Source organism: Microvirga antarctica (assembly GCF_017921815.1).
Lineage (GTDB): Bacteria > Pseudomonadota > Alphaproteobacteria > Rhizobiales > Beijerinckiaceae > Microvirga > Microvirga antarctica.
In genome coordinates this window covers 214,907-227,357 of sequence record NZ_JAGEMM010000007.1, presented here as the reverse complement: position 1 = coordinate 227,357, position 12,451 = coordinate 214,907, and the positions used below count along the sequence as shown (strand labels likewise).

The window sequence follows — 12,451 nt, the reverse complement described above, 5'->3', positions numbered from 1 at the left end:
CCCCGTGCCCGATTGCCGTTGATGGTGGATGAACCCCAGGCGGCATGGCGCGGCCCGGGGATGCCGCGATCGTTGAGGTCGAAGGCGATCCGGCGCGGGCTCTTGCCGGCGGCGAAGTCGACAAAGATCTGGCGGACGATCGCCGCCTCCGGCTCGTTGATGACCCGGCCGCCACGGATCGGGTTGCCGTCGGATGCCGTCTCCCGCTTGACTGCGTAGCCGAAGCACAGACCGCCGCCGGACTGACCCTTCTCGATTCGACCTTTGAGCTCCCGACGAGTCTTGTCGGCGAGTTCCTTGAGGAACAGGGCGTTCATCGTCCCCTTGAGACCGACATGCAGTTCGCCAATCTCGCCCTCCGCCAGGGTGACGATCCGTACACCGGCAAATATCATCTGCTTGAACAAAGCCGCGACGTGCTCCTGGTCGCGGCTGATGCGGTCGAGCGACTCCGCCACCACCACGTCGCAACCGCCTGAGCGCGCCACCTGCAGCAGGCTCTGTTAGCCCGGGCGGAGCATGCTGGCTCCGGAGATGCCCTTGTCGACAAAGGTACCGGTCAGCGTCCCGCCCTCGCACGTGATCCGCTCCTTTTAGATCGCAATCTGGTCCTCGGCGGATGAGGCCGATTGAAGGTCCGAGGAGTAGCGGGCGTAAATGGCAACGCGCATAGTGGGACCTCTGTCACGGCGAGTTGGAAGCTCTCAGTCCAGCCGAGAGATGTCGGCGGTCAATCCGGCAAGCTGGCGCTGGGAGATTGCCTTGGCTCCTGTCTTAGACCGGCCTAAAGAAAAAGCCCCAACCAGAGTGAGCTCTGGTCAGGGCTGGCTTTGGAGGCCGGGTTATACGCAACACACCCGCGACGAAGGATCGTAGGAGGTCGTTACGGCCTCTGCAACCTATAGGTGGGCCGGTCGGTAGTGCACCGCTCCATCATTGGCGTTGACTTTTAACGATTTCGAGAATGCCCGTCTCGGTCACGACCTGACGTAGCTTGACTGTCTCCGACGCCCAGCGAGCTCCAAAACCTTCAGCATCCAAGTACACCGGCTCAGATCCCAACTTTGAGAGGGCATCGGCGACTTCACGGTCGGCCATAGCGGCCTTGAACGCCTCATTGAGCTTGGCGATGACGTCTGCAGGCAGTCCCTTTGGGGCGGCGACGCCGGTCCAAGAGACAATCTCAGCGTCATACCCCAGTTCCTTTGCAGTCGGGACGTCTTTATAGAGAGGGTCTTCGCTCCGGGCCGGCCCGAAGTTGAGCAGCGGGCGCAGCTTACCGGCCTCGATATGTGGCTTGTAGTCGACGGTACTTCCTGCAGACACTGCGATGTGGCCGCCGAGCAACGCCGTCAACAGCACGCCCCCCCCATCAAAAGACACCGCCTCGATCTCTATGCCAGCTGCACGGGCCAGCTGCGTCGGTCCAATATGAGAGGAATTGCCGAACCCAGTGATACCATACTTGATACTCTTGGGATTAGCCTTAGCGAAGTCGACGAGTTCCCTCGCTGTCTTCCATTGAGTATCGGCTCCAGTGACGAGAACGGGCGGGGTGACCGTGACCTGCGCGATCGGCTGCAAAGCAGTTGGGTACTCGTGGCGCGAGCTGCCATAGAGCGGCTGCAGTACCATTGTACTCGTCACCATCCCGATGGTGTACCCGTCCGGGCGGGCGCTCACGAGCTCGTTGAGGCCGGTCATGGTACCTGCGCCGGGCTTGTTCTCGATAATAAGAGGCTTTCCAAGACGCGCGCCCACGGCCTTCGTCAGTATGCGCGCCATAATATCGGTCGCGCCGCCAGCGGGGCATGGAACGATGACCCGGATCGGGCGCTGCGGAAAGTCCTGAGCGGTGGCTGGCAGTGCCGCAAAAAACGAGGCGCCAAAGATAGCGGAAAACGCGGCGCGACGAGTTGACGCTAGGTATGTCATGTTTCTCTCCCTAATGCTGATTTGTTGTCGCAAATGATAGGCTGTCATAAGGTTTGCGAGCCGACTCCAAGAGACTTGCTGCCGAAGCGGCGCCGTATCTCGACGCTGCCGCGGACAACAATGAACAGTGCCGCCGCTCCCAGCATGACGCCGCTGAAAGGTCGAGCCATCAGCGTGATCAGGCTGCCGTCGGCAAGTACCATCGACTGGATGAAGCCCCTCTCGATGAGAGGACCAAGGAACAAGCCGATGATTAACGGCGCTACGCTGTAACCGGTCCCCTTTAGAAGCCAGCCGAACAAGCCGAATGCGATCACGAGCCAGAGGTCAGACAGGTTGTTGTTCATGAAATAAGTGCCGCTCAATACGATCACAGCGACTAGCGGCATCAATATCCCAAGTGGGATGCGTAGCACGGACGCAAAGAAGCCTACGAAAGGAAGATTGATGACCAGCAGCATGACGTTGCCGATGAACAGACTCGCTACGAGACCCCAGAATAGATCTGGGCGTGTATTGACGAGGTCAGGGCCCGGCGTGATGCCGTGGATGAGGAAGCCGCTAAGCAGCAGCGCAGCGCCGGCGTTGAAGGGGAGACCAAGCGACAACAGCGGAATCAAGGTCGAGGTATCGGCGCCATTATTGGCAGCTTCTGGGCCAGCAACCCCTTCTATTGCGCCAGATCCGAACTGCTTGCGTCCTCGGCTGAAACGCTTCTCAACCGCGTAGGATAAGAAGGTCGAGATCGTGCCAGACGGCCCAGGCACCAGCCCGATCAAGAGACCGATGATGCTGCCGCGGCCGATGGCGGGAATTGAACGGCTGAGTTCTTCGCGGGTCGGATAGAGGTCGCGGAAGGCGATGCGCGGCGGCGCGACTGCGCAATCTCCGTCCGCAGCGGTCTGCAGCACTTCAGCCATCCCATACACGCCCATTACCACGATGATAAACGAGATCCCGTCGGCCAGAATGTCAGTCGACATTGTGAACCTCTCGACTCCAGTCATTGGGTCGATGCCGATAGAAGCCAGCATGATGCCTATCACGACCATCAAACTCGACTGAATCATCGACTGCCCGCTAATGCCAGAGAGCACTACCAGCGCTAAAACCGCGACGCAGAAATACTCCTGCGGGCCGAAGGCGAGTGCCCACCCCGCGATGGTCGGTGCGAATAGTACGAGTCCCGCGAGGCCTAGTATACCGGCGAAGAATGAACCGATGGCAGCTACTGAAAGCGCGGCGCCAGCGCGCCCGCGCCGGGCCATTGCGTAACCCTCGACGCACGTGACGACTGATGCTCCTTCACCCGGCACGTTGAGAAGGATCGCGGTAGTCGAGCCGCCGAAGGCCGCGCCGTAGTAGATGCCTCCAAAAATTACGAGCGCCGTAAGGGGATCGAGTCCGAAGCTGATCGGAATTAGCAAAGCGATTGTACCAGAGATTCCAAGGCCAGGCAGCATGCCCGCGAAGGTGCCGAGAAGCACGCCTATGCCTGCCGCAACTAGGTTGGTGGGCGTGGCAGCGAGTTGGAAGCCTTGCAATAGCCCGTCGAGCGAGGTCATGGCAGAGGCAGATTCAAAATGCTACCAAAGAGCAGCCAAATGCCAACCGAAAAGGCGCCTGCGATCGTCAGTGTCATCACAAGACCCCTCCTGCCTCTGCTAACGAGCAGCAGAGCAAGTGTTGCGGCGAAAGTGACAGGGAGAAACCCAAGCTTGCCCAACAGCGCGACGTAAGCCACCAGAACACCAAGAAAAGCGAACGCGCGCCGCGGCGAAAGGCCGAGATCGACCGGCCCCGGCTTTGCGGTCCACCAAACACGCGCAACATTGCAAGCGGCTAACGTCACACCAAGGCATCCGGCTATCCTTGGTATGAAACCGGCCTTTGGACTGCTCCAGACACCAAAGGAGAATCCCATCGCGGCGTAAAGATAAAGCGAGCAGCCGGCGAGCAAAGTGAGCGCTACCAAGATCTGCATGGTTGGGGCGGAGGGCTGCGAGCGATAGGCATCATTCAAACGCTTCACTCCACAATCGCCGGCCGTTTGGAAGTTTGGGGCATCTTCGAGAGACGCCCCGCAAGATCGTCGTGGAGAGTCAGTAAACGTTCCCAGCCGAGCATGTTGTAGGCCGCGAAGTGCTGGTCGGTTGCGAGGGCATAAGCCTTCATCTCCTCCGCCAGGGTGCGCAACAGATCGAAAGCGCCACCGACGCGCGACCGCACTTCCTGAGCGAAGGCATCATCGTCATCCGGGCGATCCAGCAGGAATTTTGTGAAGATGCAGGCCTGAACCGCTGCGCGCCATCCTGCTACATACAGCCTGAAAGTTTCCATACGGCCGACAAGATCCGTGTGGGCTGCCTCGGTCAGCGCGGCGGGTCTCTTGCGAGCCAGCAGCGGTTGCAACTCTACGAGCCTCACCGCCTCGTCCTTGTCGGCTAAGATAGCACGGAGGTTGGGTTCCGTGATCTCGAGCGCATTTTCCTTTGACGGATCCCAGTCCTTCAGGCTGTTTTTCTTTTCGGCCAGCCACCAAGCGTGATCAAGGCTGACCGGGTAGTTGCTCGAGTCGGAGAAGACGCAGTCATTCACAAAAAGGCTCTTCGCAACGATGTCCCAAGACCGTCCGAAGAGGCGGGCGCTCCAGTCAGCCGCTGCATCAACGTCAAGGTCGTTCGCGCCTAGCATCGTCATCCCGGTCTCGGTCAGCCATTCCCGGTGGATCGCCCGATCAGTAACGGATTCATCAACTGCCAACGCCGCAGCAGCGTGAAGATTTAATCGGTTAGGCGTGTGAAAGCATGAGTGTCCGTCCAGGCTTTCCCAATCGGTGCGCAGAATGACACCCTCGACGCCGTGACGCAAAGCGGTCGCCATGCGCTTACGATAGTCGTCAATGATGATGGCGGGCCCAATACCCCAACCGAAATATTGGCCCATAGTGTCGAACTCGACCCATTGCCGATGATTGCCAACATCGCCGATGCGTGGGTTGTCGGGGAAGGTCGGATAGTAGTCGTGTGGCGTGTTCTTGAGGCTGACGATGATGTCTTCTGGTAAATCGGCGATTGTCTCAGCCAACTCAGTTTGCGTTTTCTTCTCGAAGACGAAGTCGCGCACGACCAGCTCTCGCCCCGCCGCGCGGATCGGCGCGTGCATGGCCATGATCAGATTGCGATACCAAGACTGAGGGGTACTTTTCATGCACGCTTCACATGTGCAGCGGTTGGAAGAGATCGCGAGCCGGCTCTCACCAGTCCCGGGCGCAGTGATGATGCCAGCTACCTCAGGGAAATCTTGAAACAACTCAGTGTATTTCGTGTCGACGAAGTCCCACCAAAACGGATCGTTCGGGCACAGGGTTCCATCCTTCACAAGCTGAGGATTAAGCTCGAGAAGGATGTCAGGGAAGGATAGCTCCTTGTTTTGAAACCACACATCAATGCCATACCGGCCCGCTAGATCAATGACGCGGCGAAGATAGTCGCGGCGCTGATATGGACCGCTACGACGGGTAGGAGTGTATTTGTAGAGCTCAGGATAAATATCTCGATAACGCTCGAAGATATTTTGTGCTCGTTCGGAAGCACCGAAGAGCTTACCTGGATATACCACCATGTCGACGATGTCGTTGCGGTGAAGGATAAGCGAAGTCATATCGTGCCGGCGCGCAAACTCCAGGCCTTGGCGGATCCAGTCGAAGTTCCACACGAAGCTGCTGTGAAACTCTATTGCTCGCGTCGAAAATCTTGCCATTCATCACTCCCTGGAAAGATTGGCCAGAGCCACAAACTAAAGCCCTTCTCCATTCGCCCCATCACGTAGCGCCGCTGCACGGCAATGCTGCCTAAATGCTGTGCGGAGATTGCCGCTACGTCGAGCACTAATTGATACAATCTTCATAACTATAGGTTATGGGGAATTATGTTCACCCTGCGCCAACTAGAAGTTTTTCGGTCTGTGGTGCTGTCCGGCAGTCTCACCGCAGCTGGTCAGCAGTTGCAGATGTCGCAGCCCGCCGTGTCTAAATCGATCCAGCGCATGGAGGATCTCGTCGGCTTCGTCCTATTCCTGAGAGGTAAAGGACGAGTCCAGCCGACCCCGGAGGCCCTCAATCTTCTTCGTGAGATTGAAAAAGTGTTTCATTCCGTTGGTGTTGTTGAGAAGTACGCCCGCGACTTGAAGGAGTCGAAGGCTGGTGTGTTGACACTTGCGTGCACACCTACGCTCTCCTGCAGTTTCGTTGCCGATGCGATCGCAAGATTCCGACGCGAGCGGCCGAGAGTGCGGATCTGGCTGCAAGTTACGAAAACAAAAGAAATTCTTGATCTTGCGAGCAGCGGGCAGATCGATTTGGGCGTTATTTTTACGCCTGGGGACCACGCAGGAATCTTGACGACACCGCTGTTTGAGACCTCGTTGGTCTGCGTGATGGCGCCTGGACATCGGTTGGCAAATCAGACCGAAATCAAACCTAGCGATTTGGCCCAGGAGGTCATCATCACCAACATCCATAGCGAACCAATCCACGAATTGCTCGGAGAGTCTTTTCGAACCGTTGATCTTGATAAGAATGTGATGATTGGTAGCAACTTTACGGTCAGCGCGTGCGCGCTGGCTATGAAGGGCTGTGGTATTGCTGTGGTTGAGCCGATGGGCGTCGCGGAGATCTTTCCAAAAGCCGTGCTCCGTCGATTCGTACCTGAAATCACGGTGGTGCCGCGTGTCATTCACGCACGCCACATTGAGCTTTCGCGTATCGGACGCGCATTTCTTCGTGTGATGCAGCAGGAGGTCGTCAAATCGCCGCCCAGCGTCTGAAAGCGCAAGCTAAGCTTAACAATTTGTACGCGTAATTCACCTCGAGTTGCATCTGCCTGACGCGTAAAAACGGCGGCGATCAATCTCTGTCGACACCGCATCAACTGAGGCGCCTACCTGCGGAGATGGAAGAGGCCCGATTGTAGTGCCGCTCGGTTATCTTTCGCGACGAATGCCCGAGAAGCAGGGTGGCGATGTATACCTGTTCTGGTGCGTCGGTGGCGGATCGTCGTCTGACTGTGCTTGATCGGCACGTTTTTTCGACATTCCCACGGATTTCGACCAGTGCCTGCCACGATGGCTACGCGCATTCATGGCTGGCCGACTGAAAAGTGCAGCGTTCCAATGCCATGGCTGACCTTGATTCCGTTTGTATTCTCTGAACCTCCGTTCCTGTCGGTCATCTGCAGTGTCAAGATCGTCCTCGAGCCTTACCAGGTCACCCTGAGTCCGAGATCCCCCCTGACCGATTGGAGACGGTCATCGCCCAAGCCTGCCGTGTAGGATCCGGTGGCCCAGATACTGAGGTGGGAGCTGAGTTTGGCAACCGCGCCACCGCCGATCTCGAGGCTCGATCCCTCCGTTCTCACCGGCAAGGCAGTGGCAGGGTCGAAGCCAATAAGGCTCTTGGCAGCGAAGTCGTGCCAAAAATTGGCTTTCAAGTAGGGCTCGACTACCATTTCGCCGCTCGCGAACGAACCTTTGATGCGTGCCCCAAGGCGCGCTTTGACTCCACTCCCGGGGTCGATGGCGATGGTGGAATAGGGATCGCGCGCGCTGTCGAAGGAAGCGGACTGCCAGATAATCTGTGCCTGCGGCTCGACGATGATCCCCCCGCCGAGCGTCATCGGGTAGCCTGCTTCGACGGACGCTGTGAGGGCGCGCCCCTCGAGTTCGACGTTCACCCCCCGGAGTGAGCGGGGATCCGCGGACATCCGAGATCCCATCAGGACGGTGTCCACGTACCAGCCTGATGCGCCTAGGTGGGTCCAGTAGGCGCCGACGCTGTAGCTTTCGGTTTCAAGACTTCCGACCGGCAGGCTTGGACTGCCGAGGGCAAATCCCGAGACTTCGCCATGAGCGCGCGCGTAACCGAAGAACGCCCCGAACTTGTCACGCGCCCCGTCCGGATGGTCGACGCCGTAAAGATCGAGGCCGGTTTGAAGTCCCCAAATATTCCCGTCGAACTTGGGTGCGGCAGGGCCGCTCCAATCCTGTCTCCGGCTCTCGCCGATAATTCGCCCCCAACCAACGCGCACGGTACCTTGACCATTCAGGATCGTCTGATCGCCCTGCCGCTCGTGAAATGTCCCGAGTGACGAGAGCACCAGCTCTCGCGCCATAACTGGTACGACGCTGTAGACGGGGACTTCCACGCGGAACAGCGGGACGGGTTGAGAACCCGGCGATGGCGATGGCAAGGGTGGTGAGTCCGGTGCGGGCGTCGGCGGCGGAAGAGGTGGCTCCCCGGGAACTGCAGGGGGAGGCGCCACCACTGTATTCCGCAAGTACCAATTGTCATTGGCGCCGCGAGTGACGCCACCGCGAAACAGAAAATACTCGTAGGCTCCGGCCGCGACAGGGCCTGATAGGGAAAATGCGCGCTGATCGGTGCGGGCCCCGGCCACCGCGTCCACGACGAGAATCCCGTTGCCATTGGTCTGCGCGCCCGGTCCTCCCAGATTACTGATCGCGAGCGTGGTCGATCCGGTGGCTGATCCGCCGCGAACGACCAGCCTGTCAGAAGGAGAGTCATCTGTACCGAGAAACGTGTTGAGCCCGATGATGCCGTTGTTGCCGACATAGCCGTCGACAAGAAGCCGGTTGCCGGTCTTGGCTCCGCCGATCTGGACAAGGTTTCCATTGGAGAGCGTGCCATTGATGGTAAAATCGCCCCCCGGGTTGCTGGCAAATGCGACAAGCGCATCGGCGACCGCCAGCGTCCCGTTATTCGTCACGGGGCCGGTAATCGATCCATAGCCGCCCAAGGTTGCGTTAGAGGCAATCAGCACAGATCCGCCACCTGACAAAGCTGCACTCCGCGAACTCGGTCCACCCACTGCGAGCGTTCCACGCTGGACCAATGTTCCACCGCTATAGGTGTTGTCGGAGGTCAGGATGACAGTCCCGGTCCCAATCTGCGAGAGATTGCCGCTGCCCGAAATCACTCCGGGAAAGGAGACGATGTCAGGCCTTGCAAAGCTAAGCGTGCCGTCCGTCACGACATTTTCCGCGATCATTCCCGAGGGCGACCCGTTGCCAAGACGCAACGTGCCTTCCGTGATTGTGGTGCCGCCCGTGTAGGTTTGATCAGTTGTAAAGACAGTCGTTCCAGTTCCGGTTTTCTCCACTGCGCCGGCACCGGAAATCTGGCCGTTGTAGATGCCGAAATCCGGCTGGTTGAATCTCACGAGGCCGGCATTCGCGACCTGCAGCGTCAAGGTTTGAGCGCGACCTTCGAGCGTCCCTGGGCTTCGCACGATCATCTGGCCAGGATAGGCGCTATTGTCGCCGGTGAGAATCAGCGTGCCTTCCCGCACCTCTGCCCTCGCGATGTCGCGCAAAGACCCCGACAGGCTCCAGGTTCCGCTACCGTCCTTTATGAGCGTTTCAAAATTTGCCACAATGCTTGCATTCAGGAACGATCGAAGGATTCCGCCGAGAAAGATCGTGTCGTCGCCCTGCCCACCATCGATGAGATCGGTGGCGGCAAGATTAACGGATGTCAGGTCGCGCAGGATCGCCCGATCATCATCAGGCCCAAGATCGACCACTCCCTCAATTGCACCGCCGCCTGACCAGGTGAAGACATCGGTCCCCGTACTCAAGCGCACGTCCCCGCCCACGCTCCCGCCCGTGATCGTCACGACATCCGCGCCGCCACTGACGCTGATATTGCCGCCGACACTGCCGCCCGACATGGTGATAATGTCATTTCCAAAGCCCGTGACGAGGTTTCCTCGGATCGCGCCGTCTGAGAGATTGAAGATGTTATTGTCGAGCTTCATATCGACGCGACCTATCGTACCGCCGCTCATGGTTGCGACATCGCCGTCCTCGAAGAACCCGAGGATCGTACCCCCTGTCATGAGAAAGATATCGCGGTTGTCGCCTTGCGCCAGGGATTGGATTTGGCCCGCGGTCATCGTGAACGTGTCGATTCCGTTTCCCTGCGAAACGACGCCGCTCACCGTTCCGCCAGAGATGAGAAAGGTGTCGGCGCCGTCGCCCTGATTGACAGCGCCGCCGATGCTCCCCGCCCTAACCGTCAGGCTGTCCGCGCCTGCTCCCGTCCTGATTCCGTCGACGAGGTTGCTTGTACTTCCGGTTTCGAAAACGATCGCCGATGTGCCCACCGTGTTGGTGTAGTTCGCGATCGTTCCGCCAAGGAATGCCACAACTTTCGTGCCCGCACCTCCGGTAATGCCACCGCTATAGGTTCCACTCTCGACCCTGACCTGGTCATTTCCGCTCAGCAGGTCGACGGGCGGCAAAACCGGGTCGGGAACAATCAAAATGTTACAGACGATCATGTCGTCGCCATTGGTCGCCGACGGAGCGCACCCCGCTGCTGCCTCATCGGGCAGTCCGAGGAGACTGAACGATGACACTGTCGAGATGAGTGCAACCCTCACAGTAAATAAATTCACCAACATCACCGGAGCCTGGTTCGATCAAGTTCCAAATAGATCGATGATGATCCGGCTCGTCAAACGCGAAAAGGCATAAAATACACGCGCCTTATCGCCACTCTTTCCTCCAGCGGCCGATACGATATCAAGTTTGCGAGACTTCTGCCTTTCCGGTCTGCATTGATCTTGTGGTTCTATTTCGACAGATTTTTGTCATGAGCTTGGGGAGAAGCATGTTGTTATCCGCAACTCTCTTTCGCCGATGTTGGGATCAGCAGTCTTTGATCCCGCGAAGTTCAGCCACGATCTGTAGGGCGAGCAACTTTGAGTACGTACGAGACTGCGGAACGCCGCCTAGCTGGAGCCACAGGCCCCGCTGTCCCGTCGGGCGCCAGGCCCGACGCAACTCTCCGGCCTCATCCCAACCCCAGACCTTGCCGACGCGCTTAGCGATCGCCGGGCCAAAGTACGCGTCGATGTCAGCCTCTTGGTTCAGGTAGCCGGTTGCCAGGACAACGATATCAGCCTCGATCAGCGATCCGTCCCGCAAACGCGCCCCGTTGGCCTCATATCGCTCAACCTCGTCGTTCTGCGCCAGCTTGATGCGACCATCGACGAGATGCGGAGACGCGCCGACGTCAATATAATACCCGCCGCCACGATTGAGATAATTGGCGAAGTATCCACCTTCCATATAGCCTGGGTCGAGTCGGAACCCGACCTTCCGAAGTCCCTCTAGTAAGTCACTGTCGTGGCGTTCCCCCCGACGCGCGAATTCGCGAAAGGCATACATAGTTGTCGGCAGGTCACTCGCGATCGACACAATATCGACCTCGTCGATCGACCGCCCCTCCTTGTACAAGGCATAGATCGTGTTGGCGGGCTCGATGCTGATGACATTGGTCGGACCGCGCTGAACCATTGTCACGTCGCAGCCACGCTGATGCAGTTCGAGCGCCACGTCATGACCGCTCGTGCTGGTGCCAACGACAATAGCTTTCCGGCCGCGATACTCGTCAGTTGGGCGCACGTCTGCCGAATGCGCAACCGTGCCGGCGAAGGATTGAAGCCCTGGCAATTTGGGATAGAACTTGCGGCCTGAAACGCCACCGGTTGCCAGCACGATATGTCGAGGCCGAATCGGTCGGGTGGAGCCATCAGCCATCGTCAGCTGCGCTGTCCATCGTCCATCGTCCTCGTCGTAGGTGGCGCCGGCAAATCCCACCGATGTCCAGACCGCGAGCTCCATCGCCGTGGCGTAGAATTCGAGCCACGCGGCATACATATCCTTGGGCAGGTAGACCGGCCAGTTGCGTGGAAAGGATGTGTAGGGAAAGTCGATCGTGAAAATCTCGTTGTGCAATTGCAGCGTGTGATACCGGTTTCGCCAGATGTCGCCGACCCGCGGCGACTTTTCCACGACCAGGGTCCGAACGCCCATCGCTTGCAGCCGCGCGGCGATCATCAGGCCGGAATGTCCAGCCCCGACCACCATCACTTCCGGCTCTTCCCCGTCAAAGCGTCCGGATCGCTCGATCTGATCGATCCAGTTCTCGCCCGGATTTCGGACAGCGACCCGCTCGCGGCGGTTGTCGTCGACGGCTTCGGGGTATCCGTTCAGACCTTGGAGCGAAGTCATTAGTCCCATGGCTCGGTACGGGCGTTGCCCGCCTTCGACAGGCTCAAGCCGGACAACTCCGTTACCTGTTCCGATACCTGTCGAGAAGGCGACGATGACTTCTATGACCCGCTTGCCAGCGCGGGTTTCCCAATGCGGAGGAGAATAGCGGTGATCCACTGCGAATTCACGCAAGCCCGACTGCGAGGCCTCGTTGACGAGGCGCGCGCAGATCAGCTCACGCCCCTTGATGGACCTGAAATCCCACTGGCATGCCAGCAGATCCCGCCAGTAGGCGTCCTCGATGAAGAGGTCTGCGAGCGCCTCAAGGTCTCCCGTATCTAGCGCCCTGCTGAAATCCGCGAGCCACCGTTCGGCGATGGCGCCGGGCTGGTTGGCTTCATCAACCTGGCCAGCAATATGCCTGTTCATGTTCGAA

Annotated in this window: 8 protein-coding genes; 1 reads left to right on the top strand and 7 read right to left on the bottom strand. The window is 58.8% G+C overall.

Annotation, left to right across the window (positions count from 1 at the left end; translation table 11 throughout):
- The 5 genes from J4G32_RS19020 to J4G32_RS19000 all read right to left on the bottom strand — a co-directional run.
- On the bottom strand, nucleotides 1–488 hold a 488-nt coding region (locus tag J4G32_RS19020; protein WP_343232687.1), incomplete at its 3' end, for a recombinase family protein.
- A gap of 445 nt (nucleotides 489–933) precedes the next feature.
- The gene (locus tag J4G32_RS19015) at nucleotides 934–1,935 is read right to left on the bottom strand and encodes a Bug family tripartite tricarboxylate transporter substrate binding protein (RefSeq protein ID WP_210497124.1); all 1,002 of its coding nucleotides are present in this window, start codon (nucleotides 1,933–1,935) and stop codon (nucleotides 934–936) included.
- Nucleotides 1,936–1,979: 44 nt separating this feature from the next.
- Nucleotides 1,980–3,500 (bottom strand): tripartite tricarboxylate transporter permease, encoded by a 1,521-nt coding sequence (locus J4G32_RS19010; protein WP_210497123.1) that lies wholly within the window; start codon nucleotides 3,498–3,500, stop codon nucleotides 1,980–1,982.
- Nucleotides 3,497–3,967, bottom strand: a complete 471-nt coding sequence (locus J4G32_RS19005; protein WP_210497122.1) for a tripartite tricarboxylate transporter TctB family protein — start codon at nucleotides 3,965–3,967, stop codon at nucleotides 3,497–3,499. The genes J4G32_RS19010 and J4G32_RS19005 overlap by 4 nt, the downstream gene beginning before the upstream one ends.
- Nucleotides 3,964–5,697 carry a hypothetical protein gene (locus J4G32_RS19000; protein ID WP_210497121.1) on the bottom strand — a complete coding sequence of 578 codons (1,734 nt, stop codon included), beginning with the start codon at nucleotides 5,695–5,697 and terminating at the stop codon, nucleotides 3,964–3,966. Before J4G32_RS19000 ends, J4G32_RS19005 begins: the two co-directional genes overlap by 4 nt.
- A 168-nt stretch (nucleotides 5,698–5,865) precedes the next feature.
- On the opposite strand from J4G32_RS19000, the gene J4G32_RS18995 reads away from it, so the two are divergent.
- Nucleotides 5,866–6,762: a LysR family transcriptional regulator gene (locus tag J4G32_RS18995; RefSeq protein WP_210497120.1), complete on the top strand. Its 897-nt coding sequence runs from the start codon at nucleotides 5,866–5,868 to the stop codon at nucleotides 6,760–6,762.
- A gap of 431 nt (nucleotides 6,763–7,193) precedes the next feature.
- Here the strand turns inward: J4G32_RS18995 and J4G32_RS22115 are convergent, their stop codons facing one another.
- Nucleotides 7,194–10,412 carry an autotransporter family protein gene (locus tag J4G32_RS22115; RefSeq protein ID WP_210497119.1) on the bottom strand — a complete coding sequence of 1,073 codons (3,219 nt, stop codon included), beginning with the start codon at nucleotides 10,410–10,412 and terminating at the stop codon, nucleotides 7,194–7,196.
- Between the two features lie 253 nt (nucleotides 10,413–10,665).
- Nucleotides 10,666–12,444, bottom strand: a complete 1,779-nt coding sequence (locus J4G32_RS18985) for a flavin-containing monooxygenase (protein ID WP_210497118.1) — start codon at nucleotides 12,442–12,444, stop codon at nucleotides 10,666–10,668.
- Nucleotides 12,445–12,451: the final 7 nt, after the last annotated feature.